This is a genomic window from Nostoc sp. DedSLP04, from assembly GCF_034530775.1.
Classification (GTDB): Bacteria; Cyanobacteriota; Cyanobacteriia; order Cyanobacteriales; family Nostocaceae; genus Nostoc.
Genome location: NZ_JAVRCL010000009.1, coordinates 118537 through 134935, shown reverse-complemented (window position 1 = coordinate 134935; position 16399 = coordinate 118537). Strand labels below are relative to the sequence as shown.

Genomic DNA, 16399 nt, shown 5'->3' with positions numbered 1-16399 from the left:
GCTACGCTCAGTACAAGTTCGTAATTCGTAATTCGTAGTTAAAGACTGTTATGTGATGGGATATTCTATGTAACTGATTGCCGCTTGAGACGCTTTTGAGCATACATTAATTTGTCAGACCTAGCGATTAGTTGTTCTAGTGACATATTGCTCTCTGGTGAGTAACGCTCTATGCCAATACTCATCGAAAGTTTATAGCTACGGTTTTGCTGTTGATTAAAGTTAGCGATATTTGTTTGTAGACGCGCTTGGATACTATCAGCGTCCTTAAAGTAGCTAGAGATGAAAACAATGAACTCATCTCCACCCAAGCGGGCAACAATATCTGAACTCCGAAAACTTTGCTTAAGTAATCGACCAGCATCAATAATCAAGGCATCTCCCATGTCATGACCAAGGGTGTCGTTAATCTGTTTTAGTCCATCTAAATCAATGAAAATAACCCAGCAAAACACTTTCATGCGGTGAGCAATTTTCAACTGCTGTGCAGCCATCAGCAAGAAAGCACGTCGGTTATGCAAACCTGTTAGTTCATCAGTCAGCGATAACTGTCTTCCTTCAATCTCTGCTTGTTTGCGGTAGCGAACTTCCTGAATGAGTTCTATTTGAGCGATCGCCTGACGACTTAGGCGGCGCAATGCATCTAACTGCTGATAATTTAAGTGATGAGGAATGGTATCCATAACACACAATGTCCCAATTGGAAGACCATCAGGCGTAATTAGAGGGACACCAGCATAAAAACGAATTTTGGGATTACCTTTGACTAAGGGATTGTTATTAAAGCGTTCGTCTTTAAGGGCGTTAGAAACCACTAATATATCATCTGGTTGCAGAATGGCATGGGAGCAAAAAGACCAATCTCTGGGTATTTCGCTACTTTTTAGTCCAAGCTTAGATTTAAACCATTGGCGATCGCTATCAATTAAGCTAATTAAAGCAATTGGAGTCTTACAAATGTAGGCAGCGATCGCAGTTAGGTCATCAAATGCTTGTTCGGGTAGGGTATCTAGAATATTGTAGTCTGCCAGTGCTTTGAGCCTTTCCGTTTCATTGTCAGGTAGAGGAACAGGTTGGATTTTCACAGATGAATGTCTACGCCTTAGCCAGGAAAGTCTAGGGCATTGTAAATTTTGAAACAACCGCGGTATTACCTCTCCAGCTACAAGGCTGGGTAACATAAATATCTCTGCAACGAAAATCAACATTCGGTTGAATATACAGAAATATTTTATTACATTATGTGCTTCATGCCTTTGGTTTACTCTGTTGTTCATGTCACCCTAACTTTCCCTGTGCAAATTACCTAACTATTTAGATACTTACAAGGTCTTTTGCCCTAAAGAAGCTTAATAAATATCAATTTTATTAAAAAATTATTAAAACTTATTTTATTGTTAGAGTTCTTTATCATGGATTAATGTTTTTGATACTACTAATTAGTTTATATCTACGTAAGTTCCGAGGGTTAGAAACCGATTAGGAGAACTTCTTCTTATAATTTGCTTGAGCGATCGCTTAACTTTGCAGCACAGTTTTGCTCATCTCTGCACGCTTACGCAGATATAATACGTATTTTAGAAGAAGTGGTAGACCTCCCTCCTTACCAAGGGCAGCTACGGTGTATACACAAGTCTGAAATAGCCGAGAAATCACGGTTTTACCCCACCCTAACCCTCCCCGTATGTATTGGGGAGGGAACCGGATTTTTCTTATTTCCCCCCTTTATAAGGGGGGATTAAGGGGGGTAATTTGACTTGTACACACACCGTAGTATGTCTTGGGGAGGGAACTAAATTTTCTGTTGTCCCCCTTGATAAGGCAGGGCTGATTCATTCCCTAAAAGGCGCTGATTTACAAGCCTTTCAGGCAAAAAAATCAGGTGACTAAAAAATCTGACTCAACTCACGAATGATTTAGGACTGCTGTATAAGCAACAGATACCTCGAAGTCGTGTTGAGGTACTTAAAAGTCGTTTTGAGGTACTTCAAAGTCGTTTTGAGGTACTCCAAAGTCGTTTTGAGGTACTCCAAAGTCGTTTTGAGGTACTTCAAAGTCGTTTTGAGGTACTTCAAAGTCGTGTTGAGGTACTTCAAAGTCGTTTTGAGGTACTCCAAAGTCGTTTTGAGGTACTTCAAACTTAGTCGCACCGCGATCGAGTACATAGGTGCGTAGGCGTAGCCCGTTGTAGGCATCGCTTTCATAAATCTTCACAAACAAGTCGATTGTTTGATTTTTAAAACAGTCGCTACATCGATAGATTTTATTACAAGTAATCACCCGAACTTGATATAATTAGCTGCATACAATCAGATATACTAAATCTCGAACGTGGTGGAATAATTTTCTCTACCTAGACTAATTTCCCGCATTACATTAAGCTCAAACTACTCTTTATACGATTCTAAAATTCCACTGCGAATCATTAGTTGTGGCCAAAACAACACAAAAAATACCATCCACGTTCCTATCGGGATGGAAACGAGAACTGTTAGCCAGATAGTTTTAAATAGTAACCAGCTACCACCAATCAGTGTTACACCTGTGAGAACTATAGACCAAGGTTGACACCACCAAGGTTTGTAGTTCCAAGGATTTATGGGCTTTTGTTCAGACATTAGTTTTATTTAGCAAACTCCAAATATTATTTTAATAATTATGAATGATTTTGCCAGATTAAGTTTTATCGTACTCTATTTTGCCATAGTCAAGTTTAATAATTCGGTCTGCTAAATGAAAATAGCGATCGTCATGGCTAATCACCAGTACTGTTTTACCCCGCGATCGCAGTTCTGGGAGAAGTTGAGTGTAGAATATTTCTTTGAATACTGGATCTTGATCGGCTGCCCACTCATCAAATAGATAAATTGGTCGATCTTCCAAGTAGGCTGTGAGTAAAGCTAGCCGTTTTCGTTGTCCTTGAGAAAGAGCAGTGGTAGAAATTTGTCCATTTTCAACTTTTACTTTATGGTCTAGTTGCAGTTTTTGTAAATATTTTCTGGCTTGAGCATCCAAGTGAGAATTTTTTAATCCTAAAAGTTGTTCAAATAAATAAAAGTCGGAAAACACCACGGAAAAATGCTGGCGATACCATTCTCGATTCTCTTCGCTAATTAACTCGTCATCAAACCAGATTTCGCCGTTGTCTGGGATATAAAGCCCAGTAATTAGTTTAGCTAATGTAGATTTACCGCTACCATTACCGCCAACAATAAAGACTAATTCTTGAGGATAAAGTGTTAGATCGACGGGGCCAAAAATAAAGCTATTGTCTTCTTGCTCTGTGTAGTAAGTGTGGGTGACACTTTGAAATTTTAACCTTTGCCAGTCAGATTTCAGAGCAGGTGGGACAGTGGATATTTCAGTTCGACTAGCTAGAGATAAACCCAGTGATTCGATTTTTTGTAAGGCAATGCTAGCTTTGCTTAATAGAGGAAGTTTACTGATGATGTTATCCATTGGTAACACCAAGTATGTGAAGGTCAAAATGTAGCCAGAGAGAGTTTCGGGATTGATAGTAAGCAGATTAGGCAACACGAATAATACAAAACTGAGAGCAAAAAAGAATATGAGTTGACCCCAACTTGAAGTTATAGCAAAAAGGCTTAGACCGTTAACGTTGTGATTGCGAAACTCGTTAGCAGTTGATTGTAGTTTCTCTTCTAAAAAGTCTTCACGCCGCTTGTAATTTAGTTTAAGTTCCTTGACTCCTTCGGTAATTGTGCGAAAATGTTTAAATAGATGATCTTCATCTTCACGAGCTAAAGTAAGTAATTGCCCGCCTCTGTTGAGTAGCCACTGACAACTAGCGATCGCAACTACTGAAATTCCACAAACCATAAACAATACTAACCAAGAAAGCCAGGTTATATATGTTATACAACCCAGAACGATCGCTAAATTAATAAAGATAAAAGGCATCTGATAAACAGCATTAGCAACCGCCTGAATATCTTCTGTTAAAGTTGCCAATAATCGAGGATTCCCTAAGCGTTCCAGATGACTCAACTCGGAAGCGAGAATCTGGCGACTTAAACGCATCCGTAATTGCAAGACTGCATTCTGAGAAAGGCGAATCAGCATCACTTGAGAAACGATACTGGTAATTAGTGCAACTATAGCCAGCCCCGCAAAACCCCAAATTATCGATGTGAGGCGGGAAGCATTACCGCTACTTGCAGCATGGCTAATTAAGGCAATCAAGCCAGCACTACTACCGCCACTCAAAAATCCGGTAGCGATCGCGATCGCCACCATCCCCCACGAAGAACGCAAAAGAAAGTAAATCAAATTCATGACAGATGCCTATACCCAGTTGGACACAACAAAAAATGAAAATCTCTCTTTTTATGTCCCATGCGCGATTTCCATAATAGTTGTTTGCCAACCAATTAAATTTGCATTGCTAGGCTAGATTTTATATTTTACCAGTTAAACATCCCTTCAAAGATCGCCAGAAATCATGCACAAGGTCAGTAAATCCCAAAGTTTTGCTCAAGGGCTACGCCTACGCTAATTCAATTCCCCGTACATATTAGTTCTAAATAATACCTAAATTATCAATAAAACTTATATTCTTGAAAAGAGTTTCAAAAAATGAAATTATAAGGAATCTACGCCCATCCTAATAATTACCATTAACTTCGCCAAAACAAATAGCACTAACCAATTTAGGAATCCTCGCAAACAAAAACGAAATATTTATGAAAGTTATAGTAACAGGTTCATTAGGAAACATCAGCAAGCCACTGGCAAAGGAGTTAGTGCAAAAAGGTCATACGGTTACGGTTATCAGCAGCAAGCCGGAAAAGCAAAAAGACATTGAAGCTTTAGGCGCCACCGCTGCCATCGGCTCACTGGAAGACGTTGATTTCCTGGTGTCTACTTTTACTGGTGCTGATGCCGTGTATGCTATGGTGCCGCCAAACTACACCGTACCCGATCCAAGAGAGTATTACCAAAGAACTGGCAGCAACTATGCACAAGCCATTCAACGGTCGAGCGTAAAGTGTGTGGTTCATCTTAGCAGTATGGGCGCGAATTTAGATAAAGGCACCGGATTCATCCTCGGTTCTCACGATGTAGAAGGCATTTTGAATGAGCTGTCAGACGTAGCCATTACGCATCTGCGCCCTGGTTACTTCTACTACAATCTCTACAACTTTGTAGATATGATAAAAGGGCTGGGCTTTATTGGCGCAAACTATGGTGGCGACGACAAGCTTGTAATGGTTGCCCCAAGAGATATTGCCGTCGCCGCCGCAGAAGAGATAGAAACATCTGCTATCGGCAAGCAAGTGCGGTATGTGGTAAGTGACGAGCATACGGCCAACGAAACCGCTCACATCTTAGGTGCCGCCATTGGCAAGCCGGATTTAAAATGGGTAATCTTGACCGACGAGCAAACACAAAGCGGTTTGGAAGAGAGTGGAATGTCGGCACATATTGCGGCCAACTTTGTTGAAATGGGCAGCAGCATTCACAGCGGCGCATCGCGGCAGGATTATGAACTGCATAAGCCAATTGCTATGGGCAAAGTAAAGTTGGAAGATTTTGCAAAAGAATTTGCTGCTGCTTTTTAACAAGGAATTTACACCCATCCTAATAATTACTCTTGACTTCACCAAAATAACTAGCCCTAACCGATTCAGAAACCCTTGAGGAAGTTATTAATTGTTTAGTTTGAAAAAAACTTTGCGATTTACTGAAGGTAAGATTGGGCGATTTATAATCTTTAAGACTTTGTTTTGAGCAAAAATACATTTCTAATTCGTTCTGCCTCCTACCTTTCTTTGGTAAGCTAGTTGGAATTACAGCTAATTCTGTCAATAAACTGTCAAATTACCTGCTCAGTTTTCCAGGGTGAAATTTGCGATGACTGTGAATTTAAAGTCTTTAGAGAACCAAATTAATGTAGCGGACAATTCTAAAACCGCTTCTGTCACTCAAGGAACCCGCTACGTTCCTTTGCACCATCGACGCATTCTGTGTATTTTTCCCAAGTACAGCCGTTCTTTTGGTACTTTTCATCACGCTTACCCACTTATGGGTAGTGTTCGGGCTTTTATGCCACCCCAAGGTATTTTAATTGTGGCTGCCTACTTACCTAAAGAGTGGGAAGTGCGGTTTATTGATGAGAATGTCAAATCAGCAACGCGGGCTGATTATCAATGGGCAGATGTGGTGATTGTGAGTGGAATGCATATCCAAAAACCACAGATTAATCAAATTAACGAACTTGCCCACCGAGCCGGGAAAATTACCGTTGTCGGTGGCCCCTCGGTATCTGGGTGTCCAGAATATTACCCTGATTTTGACATTTTACACTTGGGCGAATTGGGAGATGCTAGCGATCGCATGATCGAATATCTAGACCAAAACCTCAAACGTCCGCAACAACAAATTCGCTTTGAAACCAAGGAACGTTTACCCTTAACAGAGTTTCCCACCCCAGCTTATCATTTGCTGAATATCAATGATTATTTCCTAGCAAATGTGCAGTTTTCTAGTGGCTGCCCTTATCACTGCGAGTTTTGCGATATTCCCGAACTCTATGGCAACAGTCCCCGGATGAAAACACCAGAGCAAGTAGTCGCGGAGTTAGATGCAATGCGACAATCAGGCAATTTGGGGGCAGTGTATTTTGTCGATGATAACTTTGTTGGCGATCGCCGCGCCGCCATGAAGTTACTTCCTCATCTGATTGACTGGCAAAAACGCAATGGCTATCCTATCCAGTTTGCCTGTGAAGCAACGCTCAACTTAGCTCAAAGTCCAAAGCTGTTGGAAATGATGCGTGAAGCTTATTTCTGCACAATCTTTTGCGGTATCGAAACACCAGAACCAAATGCCCTTCATGCGATTTCCAAAGACCAAAATCTGAGTATGCCAATCTTAAAAGCGATTCAGGTTTTAAATAGTTATGGTATGGAAGTAGTTTCAGGAATCATCATCGGGTTAGATACAGATACACCAGAAACAGCAGACCGAATTATCGAATTTATTCGGGCATCGCAAATTCCCATGTTGACAATTAACCTGCTTCATGCATTACCGAGAACTCCATTATGGCGAAGATTAGAAGCAGAAGGGCGACTTGTCTATGATGAAAGCCGCGAATCAAATGTTGAGTTTTTGATGCCTTACGAACAAGTGGTTGAGATGTGGCGGCGCTGCATTACAACTGCTTATGAGCCAGAATTTTTATATCAGCGATTTGCTTACAATATGGAACACACCTATCCAAATCGCATCGAAGTTCCTAACAGTCCATCTCGCACTTCTGGGGCTAATATTCGCAAAGGTTTAACTTATTTAACTAATATTTTGCTGCGGATAGGCTTATTTAGTAACTATCGCCAGACTTTTTGGAAAATGGCCAAGCCAGCACTAAAAGCAGGTAATATTGAAAACTTGGTTCACGTTGGACTTGTCGGACACCATTTGATTAAGTTTGCCCAAGATTGCGCCAAAAATGAAGAATCGGCTTCATTTTATTCCCAAAAAATCGTTACGAAAGTTCGTAGCTAAGGTAACACTTAAAATAAGTTTTGAGAGCCTGAAAATCTGTTAGAGGTATATACAGAACTGTAAAAAAGTAACCTTGAAGATACACTCGCGATACTTCCTTAGAAAGACGCGATCGCACTGCCACCTGCCTAAGATTGTAAGGGTTGAAAGCCCACAGTCCATGCAATTATTTGGTAGCGATAAAACCATCGCCAGCGAGTGTGGAGCAGTTACATAGGAATTTTAGATGGTTATGAACAGTTCAGTGACCCGACCCTTGGCTGTCGTGACAGGTGCCTCTAACGGCATCGGTTATGAACTTGCAAAACAGTTTGCTCAAAACGGCTTCGATCTCCTAGTTACAGCCACTGGATCGAGCATTGACGAAGCGGCTCAAGCTTTTGAGGGGCTGGGTGCTAAAGTTGAAACAGTGCAGGCCGATCTGGCTAGCTATGACGGTGTTGAAACACTCTACAACCAGATTAAGGCGACTGGGCGACCAGTAGATGCGATCGCCATCAACGCAGGTGTTGGTGTCGGTGGTGATTTCGCCCGTGAAACCGACCTAAAGGACGAACTCAATCTGATCGATCTAAATGTCGTATCCTCTGTACATCTTGCCAAACGGGTAGTAAAGGATATGGTTGAGCTTGGCAAGGGTCGAATCCTGTTCACATCGTCAATTGCCGCCCTGATGCCCGGCCCGTTCGAGACAGTTTATGCCGCCTCCAAGGCCTTTGTGCATTCCTTTTCGGAGGGGTTACGCAACGAATTGAAGGACACGGGCGTTACCGTCACCGCCCTGATGCCGGGGCCCACCGATACCAACTTCTTCCACCGCGCGGGTATGGACGACACAAAAGTGGGCACGGATCAAAAGGACGATCCGGCTGAGGTCGCCAAGCAGGGTTTTGAAGCTTTGATGGCAGGTAAGGATCACATCATCGCCGGTTCCCTCAAAACGAAGCTTCTGGCGAATGTTAGTAAGGTTTTACCTGATACAGTCAGTGCTGAACAGCATCGCAAGCTCAGTGAGCCGGAGTCAGGCAACAAGTAATTTGCACCTAGTCAAGACTCATTTTAAGCGTTCTAAAAAATAAATTATCCCAAATTATTTGCACATCTGTAGGGATTCACAGCTGTGCATTGCTGTCAACTTAAGCTGAAAGCTTTTTCAAATCTCGTTTCCAGCCTTTGGGCTGGAAATGCACTTCAATTGGGCTGCTGCCGCCAGCAAGGGAGACGGAGCCTCTAGGACGGCATTCCCAGTCGGAGACTGGGAACGAGACAATATCTAAAAGCTGGTTCTAGGCTGACTTTCACCTTAAGTTGACACCAATGCACAGATGTGCGCCCCTACTCACTTTGACAGTCAAAGTCGTAACGGAGGATTCATGCAAATTCATCATCTCAACTGCGGCTGTATGTGCCCGATTGGTGGGGCCCTCTTCGATGGCTTCAGTCGCGGCCCGAAAGCTCACCTCGTCTGCCACTGTCTGCTGATCGAGACAGAGCAGGGACTTGTTCTGATTGATACTGGCTTTGGACTGCGCGATATCAACTCCCCTTACTCCCGCCTCAGCCCGTTCTTCATTCATTTCAATGGCATCCAGTTTGATAAAAAATACACAGCAGTCGATCAAATTGAAAAGTTGGGATTTTCCGCGCGAGATGTGCGTCATATTGTGCTTACCCACCTCGATTTCGATCATGCCGGTGGTCTGGAAGATTTCCCGGAAGCAACGGTACACGTAATGCAGACTGAGATGGAAACCGCCCAGGATCGGGGCGGCTTCATTGCCAAAAGGCGCTATCGTCCAGAACAGTGGGATGAGGTTAAGCACTGGAAATACTATTCGGCGGGAGGCGAACCTTGGTTCGGTTTTGAAGCAGTACGTAACCTCGATGGGCTACCGCCAGAAATTCTCCTGATTCCTCTTGTTGGTCACACGCGGGGTCATGCTGGTATCGCCATTGATACACCAGAGGGTTGGCTTTTGCACGCAGGTGATGCCTATTTTTATCGGCACGAGATGGACTCAGCCAAAAAAAGCTGCACGCCAGGTTTACGCGCCTACCAATGGATGATGGAAGTGGATCGTCAGGCTCGATTGCTCAATCAAGATCGGCTACGCGCATTATCAAGCGATCGCAATAAAGATGTACGCTTGTTCTGTAGTCATGATGCTGTCGAGTTCAAAGCATTCGCTGACCAATCTAGTACAACACGGCAAAAATAAACTAATCATTCCAAATCAATGAAAGCTTGGTTATAGCGATTCCCAGTTAAGTGAGGTACAGATAATATTTTGAAACGCAGAGGGACGCAAAGTAAAGCGCAGAGGTACGCAGAGATTTTTCGCTCAGACGGCAGATTCGTTGGGTGCGTGGTAAACGAGTTTCTCGTCCTTGGGGTTATCTAGGACTAATTTTTACCTATGGTGTCGTCACCAGCTTGTTGCTGCTGATTGCCACTAATGGTTCAATATAAGGTTATGCCAAGGAACTTGATAATTCGAGAACGCTGTTTCAATTGGGGACAGCGGACTTATTTGATGGGCATTTTAAATGTAACGCCCGATAGCTTTAGTGATGGAGGTGAGTTTAACACTTCCTCTACCGCTTTAGTACAGGCGCAAGCACTGGTGGCTGCTGGTGCTGACATCATTGATGTGGGCGGTCAATCAACTCGACCAGGGGCAAAGCAAATAACTCTGGTGGAGGAACTTGACCGAGTACTATCAGTATTACAGGTGTTAAGACCAAAGATTTCAGTCCCGATTTCTGTAGATACAACCCGTGCTGCTGTAGCCAAAGCATCTGTAGAAGCTGGGGCGGATATTATTAATGATATTTCTGGCGGCACTTTTGACTCAGAAATGTTGGCAACAGTCGCAGAGTTAGGTGTGCCGATGATTTTAATGCACATCCGGGGAACACCACAGACAATGCAACAACAGACTAATTATCAAGATTTGCTTGGTGAGATTTATAGTTTTTTGGCTCGGCAAATTGAGGCAGCAACTACTGCGGGTATTGATTTGGATAAAATTATTATCGATCCTGGTATTGGTTTTGCTAAAAACTACGAGCAAAATTTAGAAATTTTTCGCGGCTTGCGATCGCTCGCACCACTCAACTGTCCTATCTTGGTAGGAGCATCTCGTAAAAGTTTCATTGGTCGCATTTTAAATCAACCAGATCCCAAAGCACGAGTTTGGGGTACGGCAGCAGCTTGTTGTGCTGCTATTTTTAATGGCGCTGATATCCTCCGAGTTCACGATGTTCAAGAAATGCGCGATGTTTCATTAGTCGCCGATGCCCTATCAAGACAAGCCGTACAGCATAACTCTTAAGTATTACTCTTCTTCGTTTTTTCTGCCATTACCTTCATGATTTACTGACTCGGCTATCAACTCCTGAAACATTTCACTTGAGTTAGCCGGGTCTACAAAGACAATTTTGGCATTACTGCTCTCACCAAGTTTTTGGCTAGCATCGACGTAATCTTGAGCCACAAGATACCGCAAAATATCCCTACTATCGGGATTGGAACGGAGAGCTTGAGAAATGATTTGCACTGAAGCCATAGTTCCTTCTGCTTTTTTAATCGCAGCTTCTTTTTCCCCTTCTGCTTCGGTAATCAGTGCCCGTTTTTTGATAACGGCGGCTTGTTCTTCTTCCCTAGACTTTCGCACACTCTCAGGTAAAGTAATTCTCTGAATATCTAATCGGAGAATCTCAACTCCCCAATCTGCCGTTACATGATTCAACTGATCTAAGATAGCTGAGTCCATCTCTGCTCTAGAGACGTTGGTCTGCTCTAGGGTATTTTGGGCAATGATTTCTCGGAGTGTAGTTGTGGTTATCTGTGTCAACGATCCTTGCAGATCCTCAATCGCGTAAAAGCTTCTCTCAATATCTCGAATACGCCAGTATACAATAGCATCCACTTCTACGTAAATATTATCTTGGGTGATCACATTCTGAGGTTTAATGTCTGTAAACTGCTCTCGTGTAGTATCTTCCATGACAATCTGATCGACCAAGGGAACAATAAAATTCAGTCCCGGCTTAAGTTTTCGATGATACCGCCCTAAGCGTTCGACTAAGGCTTCATTTCCTTGATTAATCAGTTTTGCAGAACCTAATGCATAACCTATAAGGGCTAAAACTATAGCAATAATTGGCTCCATGTATGCTCCTATTAAACTTTGGGGAGAATTTAATGTCAAAGATATGCTACTAGCTTGTCATATCTTTGAGTTTTATGTTTTGAGTCTGTAATTTTATCAACACCAGCAGCGATGTCGAGTCGCTGCAAGTTTTGTACATATTCTCTAAGTGAGACTGTTTTGCAGAATGCGATCGCTATTAAAGCACCTTGATAAAACCCTGGCAAGGACTAATTGATGTAATCAACATTACTTGTACTGGCATTTTCAGACGGTCATGAGTTTTATTCAGTATATTTACGTAAATAAATCATATTCAGGTAAAAATTTGGCAAGATATAAAAACCCCACTATAATCGGATAAAAATTAGCTTGGGCTATTAAAAACATCAAAATATTATGGGTAGATTGTTAATCAAACTTATAGGTTTAATTCTACTTTTCACAGGATTATACTTTTTTGGTCAAAACATCATATTTGTTAGTGGTTACTATTCATATTTTTACCGTAGCTTGCCGGCTACAGCTTCAGTTTTAGCAACAATGACAGGTATATTTGCATTAGTCTTTTTTCAAAGAGAAACTGGTAACTTAGGATGGATTTTTCTAGGCATTGGCATAGTACTAGTTTTCTTAAGCGGTGGAGTTATTTTACAGCCAACTAGCTTATGGAATTTCATAGTTGCTTTTACAGCATTAGCCGCTGGATATAAATTACTAAATGAGGGCAGAATCAACTTTTAAAATCTGTAAATATAGTCAGATTGGCTCATCTACTTTAGTAGCTAAGATTACATTATTCGCTAGTTCATAGTACAGCCAGAAAAATTTAGTATTATAATTTTCTCATCTTCTCTATTGGTTCTGAGAGTGCATTAGGGCACTTAGATTAACTTTTAGTTAAGTAACGATTTTACAAGATAGAAGTACACATAACCCGCCTCAGCCGGACGAATAGCCTCTTAATTGTGACTTTAGCTCAGAGGGGTTTTACTAAGGTTGAGGGTAATATTAGAATGGAAACTATTGATGATGAGGAAAAGGGAAGAATGACCCAGGTGGTTCTAGGAGAGAACGAAGGAATAGACTCAGCTTTGCGTCGGTTTAAACGCCAGGTTTCCAAAGCTGGGATATTAGCTGATGTAAAATATCATCGGCACTTTGAAACACCAATAGAAAAACGCAAACGTAAGGCAGTGGCAGCTAGACGCACAAGACGTTTTAAATAAACCTATTATTGTGTGATATCGGCGTTGCTTGAGGTTATGACCAAAAACAGGCAATAGCGCTTGCGCCATTATTCATACAAACATTAAGCAAAGTCTGCCGCACCGTTAATTAGGGTGTAAATAAATTACTTGTCCTATACGTAGAGCGCGTTAGAGACTTTATCTTGGTTAGATGGAGCAAGCTAAAATCGCTGCCCATCAACCAAAATAAGCGCCTTTAAACATCGGTTAGCTTTCTTTAATCAGCTGATAGGATAGTATTCATCCAGCCCTAAGACTCAGAATTATTAATTGTGCGGCTATTACAAACATTCATCGCCTTTTCTACTCCCTGCTTGAGACTTAGTTCAATACACTCAACTACGAACTGAAGTACAAGAGACATCTGCTGATTTTCGGCAGCGGAAAATCGCCCTAGCACATGAGAAATAGCACCAGAATCATCGTTATTAGCTGCATCTTTGGGTTTACCAATACCGATTCGCAAACGAGGAAAGTTTTGGGTACTAAGATGTGCGATCGCACTTTTCATACCGTTATGTCCCCCAGCCGAACCAGATAAGCGCAAACGAGTTTTTCCCAAGGGCAAATCCATATCGTCATAAATCACCAACACTGACTCAGGCGGCAATTTATACCAACTTGTCACCGCTTGTATTGCTTGTCCTGAGCGATTCATATAAGTTAACGGTTTCAACAAGCGAATTTTACCTCCACCTGGGGCCATACCCTCGCCATACTCACCTTGAAACTTGCGGTTTTCTGTTAAGGAAATGCGCCAAGAACGAGAGAGAGTTTCTAAAGCAGCAAAACCGATATTATGGCGTGTTTGGTCGTACTTAGCTTCTGGATTCCCTAACCCGACGATTAGTTGTGGAATTACCAAAGCTGGTTGCGTAACAGCTTCTGTCATTTTGCCTACAGTCAATTGATATTCATCACTCTTCTAGTAGTACACCTTGGCAACTTGGCGGGGTAAAGGGGCAGGGGTAAAGGGTAAAGGTTTTTTATCCCTTACCATGAGTCCCTTTACCCTTTACCCAACCTCCACCTAACATTTTTGGGTTGCCAGACTACTAGTAATGAAGGGTTTGTAGTAAGCACTTTAGTGCTTAGGGATTGCCAAGAAATAAATTATCCAATCTTGTGGGGTGGGCGTCTCGCCCGCCCTTAGTTATGGGCGGACAAGATGTCCACCCCACAAGAAAAATTGTATGTTTTTTTATTTGGAAGTCCCTTAGAAAATAAGGACTAAAGTCCTTAGTACGAACTTGACAAACTACTAGCTAGGTTGGGAAGAACTAGCGGTATCCTGCTCAGATTTAGCAGGGTGGATTTGCTTAGGTTCCAATTCAGCAGTAGTCTGTACAACTTCTTCTAACTGTTCTGCTTCTTTTTGAAACTCGTTTTGAAACTCCTTGGAAGCTTCTTGGAAACTACGAATTGTTTTGCCCACACTTCGACCGATCTCTGGTAGCTTCTTTGGGCCAAAGATTAACAGCGCTACTACCATAATTACAGCCATTTCTGGCAGACCAATACCAAATATATTCATTTTTTGTCTCCTGTAAACTCTAAAACCACTACAGAAATTCACATATATAGTTAGTCTAGTCGGAAATCGCAACTCACAAAAAAACCCGGAAAAACCGGGTGTAACTTAACTTGTTATCCAAACTCGCTCGCTCGTGTATGTGTTAGCGTCCTAAACTGCGCCAATCGACAAATACATCCTGAACCAACAGTGTTTTATTGTAAAGTTGCAGAATAATCAGCAGAAACACGAAAAATAGCCCTATAAAAACAGCCATTACAGGGGTAGTACCCCAACCTGGAGCCACTTTTCCATACTCAGAGTTCAGTGGTTTCAGGATATCTCCCAACCTAGTCCTTTGTGCCATAGTTCACCTAAGATTACTTGCCAAAGCTTTTTTTAATCTTCTGTAATATTCTATAAGAATAGCACTCATCATCTATCTCTCAATTATGGAACCCGCAATAGTTCTTAGCATTTCTGTGGCTGCCGTGGTGATTGCCATCACTGGATTTTCGATTTATACCTCCTTTGGCCCTCCTAGCAAGGAATTGAACGATCCGTTCGATGACCACGAGGATTAAAAGAGTCATATCATGTCCGCACCGTAAATTTTTGATGCGATGTCTACGACGGACTACGCCTACGTAGACAAGCATTGCTGTTGCTTGTCGGAGTTTTCTCGATGAGCGACTGGCGTGTGGAATGAAATGACTATGGCAATCATAACTAAATTACCCAGAGATCGTATTTGAAGTGCGTTACGGCTTAAGCCGTAACGCACACTACTTTGGATGTTTTTTAATTGGAAATCCCTAATGGCTTGCCACTACCTGTCCTTCCAGGCGAACTAGTCGGTCTGCCAAAAGTTTCTCAAGGTCTTCTAGTGCCTTGGTGAAACCTTTAATACCTTCGTCTAGTTTGTCAGTTGCCATGCGGTCAGCAGCGTGCATCTTGTCATAGCTAGCTTTGTCAATGGATATCTTTTCGATTGACAAGTTTGCTGCCTTCGCAGGGTCAAGTTTACGTGGCAGTTCTCCAACGGTTGCTTGCAATTCAGCCAAAAGCGACGGCGAAATGGTCAGCAAATCACTACCTGCAAGTTCAGTAATTTCACCAAGGTTACGGAAACTAGCTCCCATAACTTCGGTTTTATAACCAAATTTCTTGTAGTAGTTGTAGATTTTGGTGACAGACAAAACTCCTGGATCTTCGGCTGCTGGGTAGCTATCGCGTCCGGTATCTTTTTTGTACCAGTCGAGAATCCGACCGACGAAGGGAGAAATTAAGGTAATGCCAGCTTCTGCACAGGCGATCGCTTGGTGAAGACCAAATAACAAGGTAAGGTTACAGTGAATACCTTCTTTTTCGAGAATTTCCGCAGCGCGAATACCTTCCCAAGTGCTGGCAATTTTAATTAAAACGCGATCGCGGCCAATTCCAGCAGCTTTATACTGAGCAATTAATTCCCGTGCCTTAGTGACGGTAGCTTCGGTATCGTAGGACAAGCGAGCATCCACTTCTGTAGATACACGACCGGGAATGATTTGCAAAATCTTTAATCCAAAAGCAACTGCCAAACGGTCAAAAGCTAGAGAAACTATCTGTGCTTGGGCGGCTCCGGCTCCAGCATCTTTCTGGGCTTGGAGTAAAGTTTGATCGACAATTTCCTGATATTCTGGCATTTGTGCCGCAGCAGTAATCAGCGAAGGATTGGTGGTAGCGTCTTGGGGTTTGAACTTTTCAATTGCCTGGATATCCCCTGTATCTGCGACTACAACAGTCACTTGTCGCAATTGTTCCAGTAAATTCTTAGACATAAAATACTCCGTGATGTTTGTTACAGGATTTACTTATTCCCCAGTTCTTTACACTCTTTACTCTTCCTTCAATTCTGATTCTGGCAATTTTTCTTGATCGTTGCCCAATTTTGCTTACTATCTTGTGCCACA

Annotated in this window: 18 protein-coding genes; 8 read left to right on the top strand and 10 right to left on the bottom strand. The window is 42.3% G+C overall.

What is annotated here, in order from left to right; all coding sequences use genetic code 11:
- Positions 1 to 65: 65 nt before the first annotated feature.
- The 4 genes from RMX89_RS07985 to RMX89_RS07970 all read right to left on the bottom strand — a co-directional run bounded on the left by RMX89_RS07985 (position 66) and on the right by RMX89_RS07970 (position 4296).
- Positions 66 to 1085: a sensor domain-containing diguanylate cyclase gene (locus RMX89_RS07985; RefSeq protein ID WP_322688552.1), complete on the bottom strand. Its 1020-nt coding sequence runs from the start codon at positions 1083 to 1085 to the stop codon at positions 66 to 68.
- Positions 1086 to 1965: 880 nt separating this feature from the next.
- The gene (locus RMX89_RS07980; protein WP_322688551.1) at positions 1966 to 2214 is read right to left on the bottom strand and encodes a hypothetical protein; all 249 of its coding nucleotides are present in this window, start codon (positions 2212 to 2214) and stop codon (positions 1966 to 1968) included.
- Between the two features lie 173 nt (positions 2215 to 2387).
- The gene (locus tag RMX89_RS07975; RefSeq protein WP_104906287.1) at positions 2388 to 2618 is read right to left on the bottom strand and encodes a DUF6737 family protein; all 231 of its coding nucleotides are present in this window, start codon (positions 2616 to 2618) and stop codon (positions 2388 to 2390) included.
- A gap of 58 nt (positions 2619 to 2676) precedes the next feature.
- Positions 2677 to 4296 (bottom strand): cyclic peptide export ABC transporter, encoded by a 1620-nt coding sequence (locus tag RMX89_RS07970; RefSeq protein ID WP_322688550.1) that lies wholly within the window; start codon positions 4294 to 4296, stop codon positions 2677 to 2679.
- A 407-nt stretch (positions 4297 to 4703) separates the two neighbouring features.
- Between RMX89_RS07970 and RMX89_RS07965 the strand changes: the two genes are divergently transcribed.
- The 5 genes from RMX89_RS07965 to folP all read left to right on the top strand — a co-directional run bounded on the left by RMX89_RS07965 (position 4704) and on the right by folP (position 10865).
- Positions 4704 to 5582 carry an NAD(P)H-binding protein gene (locus RMX89_RS07965; RefSeq protein ID WP_322688549.1) on the top strand — a complete coding sequence of 293 codons (879 nt, stop codon included), beginning with the start codon at positions 4704 to 4706 and terminating at the stop codon, positions 5580 to 5582.
- Positions 5583 to 5874: 292 nt separating this feature from the next.
- Positions 5875 to 7530 (top strand): B12-binding domain-containing radical SAM protein, encoded by a 1656-nt coding sequence (locus RMX89_RS07960; protein WP_322688548.1) that lies wholly within the window; start codon positions 5875 to 5877, stop codon positions 7528 to 7530.
- Positions 7531 to 7756: 226 nt separating this feature from the next.
- Positions 7757 to 8566 carry an SDR family NAD(P)-dependent oxidoreductase gene (locus tag RMX89_RS07955; RefSeq protein ID WP_322688547.1) on the top strand — a complete coding sequence of 270 codons (810 nt, stop codon included), beginning with the start codon at positions 7757 to 7759 and terminating at the stop codon, positions 8564 to 8566.
- Between the two features lie 289 nt (positions 8567 to 8855).
- Complete coding sequence (locus RMX89_RS07950; RefSeq protein WP_322688546.1) at positions 8856 to 9749, top strand: MBL fold metallo-hydrolase; 894 nt, start codon at positions 8856 to 8858, stop codon at positions 9747 to 9749.
- Between the two features lie 255 nt (positions 9750 to 10004).
- Positions 10005 to 10865 (top strand): dihydropteroate synthase, encoded by an 861-nt coding sequence (gene folP, locus RMX89_RS07945; protein WP_322688545.1) that lies wholly within the window; start codon positions 10005 to 10007, stop codon positions 10863 to 10865.
- A gap of 3 nt (positions 10866 to 10868) precedes the next feature.
- Here the strand turns inward: folP and RMX89_RS07940 are convergent, their stop codons facing one another.
- Both RMX89_RS07940 and RMX89_RS07935 read right to left on the bottom strand, forming a co-directional pair.
- Positions 10869 to 11705 (bottom strand): SPFH domain-containing protein, encoded by an 837-nt coding sequence (locus tag RMX89_RS07940; RefSeq protein ID WP_322674198.1) that lies wholly within the window; start codon positions 11703 to 11705, stop codon positions 10869 to 10871.
- A 35-nt stretch (positions 11706 to 11740) separates the two neighbouring features.
- Entirely contained in the window at positions 11741 to 11911 is a 171-nt protein-coding gene (locus RMX89_RS07935; protein WP_322688544.1) for a hypothetical protein, read from the bottom strand.
- Positions 11912 to 12083: 172 nt separating this feature from the next.
- Between RMX89_RS07935 and RMX89_RS07930 the strand changes: the two genes are divergently transcribed.
- Positions 12084 to 12428 (top strand): hypothetical protein, encoded by a 345-nt coding sequence (locus RMX89_RS07930; RefSeq protein WP_322674200.1) that lies wholly within the window; start codon positions 12084 to 12086, stop codon positions 12426 to 12428.
- Between the two features lie 305 nt (positions 12429 to 12733).
- Positions 12734 to 12913: a 30S ribosomal protein S21 gene (rpsU, locus tag RMX89_RS07925; protein ID WP_069073049.1), complete on the top strand. Its 180-nt coding sequence runs from the start codon at positions 12734 to 12736 to the stop codon at positions 12911 to 12913.
- Positions 12914 to 13184: 271 nt separating this feature from the next.
- Here rpsU and pth read toward each other — a convergent pair whose 3' ends face one another.
- From pth to psbH, 3 genes are all read right to left on the bottom strand, one after another.
- Positions 13185 to 13826, bottom strand: a complete 642-nt coding sequence (pth, locus tag RMX89_RS07920; protein WP_322674211.1) for an aminoacyl-tRNA hydrolase — start codon at positions 13824 to 13826, stop codon at positions 13185 to 13187.
- Between the two features lie 369 nt (positions 13827 to 14195).
- The gene (locus tag RMX89_RS07915; RefSeq protein ID WP_094348881.1) at positions 14196 to 14468 is read right to left on the bottom strand and encodes a TatA/E family twin arginine-targeting protein translocase; all 273 of its coding nucleotides are present in this window, start codon (positions 14466 to 14468) and stop codon (positions 14196 to 14198) included.
- A 142-nt stretch (positions 14469 to 14610) separates the two neighbouring features.
- Positions 14611 to 14814, bottom strand: coding sequence for a photosystem II reaction center phosphoprotein PsbH (gene psbH / locus RMX89_RS07910; RefSeq protein WP_322674201.1), 204 nt, complete (start codon positions 14812 to 14814; stop codon positions 14611 to 14613).
- A gap of 85 nt (positions 14815 to 14899) precedes the next feature.
- Between psbH and psbN the strand changes: the two genes are divergently transcribed.
- On the top strand, positions 14900 to 15031 hold the full coding sequence (psbN, locus tag RMX89_RS07905) for a photosystem II reaction center protein PsbN (RefSeq protein ID WP_322688543.1): 132 nt from the start codon (positions 14900 to 14902) through the stop codon (positions 15029 to 15031).
- A gap of 231 nt (positions 15032 to 15262) precedes the next feature.
- On the opposite strand, the gene RMX89_RS07900 is transcribed toward psbN, so the two are convergent.
- A complete protein-coding gene (locus RMX89_RS07900; protein WP_322688542.1) occupies positions 15263 to 16267 on the bottom strand; it encodes a transaldolase in 1005 nt (334 codons plus the stop codon).
- Positions 16268 to 16399 lie beyond the last annotated feature (132 nt).

Coding starts and splice junctions, on each gene's coding strand:
- RMX89_RS07975 (WP_104906287.1), bottom strand. CDS start 2,618: ATGTCTGAACAAAAGCCCATAAATCCTTGGAACTACAAACCTTGGTGG.
- RMX89_RS07970 (WP_322688550.1), bottom strand. CDS start 4,296: ATGAATTTGATTTACTTTCTTTTGCGTTCTTCGTGGGGGATGGTGGCG.
- RMX89_RS07965 (WP_322688549.1), top strand. CDS start 4,704: ATGAAAGTTATAGTAACAGGTTCATTAGGAAACATCAGCAAGCCACTG.
- RMX89_RS07960 (WP_322688548.1), top strand. CDS start 5,875: ATGACTGTGAATTTAAAGTCTTTAGAGAACCAAATTAATGTAGCGGAC.
- RMX89_RS07955 (WP_322688547.1), top strand. CDS start 7,757: ATGGTTATGAACAGTTCAGTGACCCGACCCTTGGCTGTCGTGACAGGT.
- RMX89_RS07950 (WP_322688546.1), top strand. CDS start 8,856: ATGTGCGCCCCTACTCACTTTGACAGTCAAAGTCGTAACGGAGGATTC.
- folP (WP_322688545.1), top strand. CDS start 10,005: ATGCCAAGGAACTTGATAATTCGAGAACGCTGTTTCAATTGGGGACAG.
- RMX89_RS07940 (WP_322674198.1), bottom strand. CDS start 11,705: ATGGAGCCAATTATTGCTATAGTTTTAGCCCTTATAGGTTATGCATTA.
- RMX89_RS07930 (WP_322674200.1), top strand. CDS start 12,084: ATGGGTAGATTGTTAATCAAACTTATAGGTTTAATTCTACTTTTCACA.
- rpsU (WP_069073049.1), top strand. CDS start 12,734: ATGACCCAGGTGGTTCTAGGAGAGAACGAAGGAATAGACTCAGCTTTG.
- pth (WP_322674211.1), bottom strand. CDS start 13,826: ATGACAGAAGCTGTTACGCAACCAGCTTTGGTAATTCCACAACTAATC.
- RMX89_RS07915 (WP_094348881.1), bottom strand. CDS start 14,468: ATGAATATATTTGGTATTGGTCTGCCAGAAATGGCTGTAATTATGGTA.
- psbH (WP_322674201.1), bottom strand. CDS start 14,814: ATGGCACAAAGGACTAGGTTGGGAGATATCCTGAAACCACTGAACTCT.
- psbN (WP_322688543.1), top strand. CDS start 14,900: ATGGAACCCGCAATAGTTCTTAGCATTTCTGTGGCTGCCGTGGTGATT.
- RMX89_RS07900 (WP_322688542.1), bottom strand. CDS start 16,267: ATGTCTAAGAATTTACTGGAACAATTGCGACAAGTGACTGTTGTAGTC.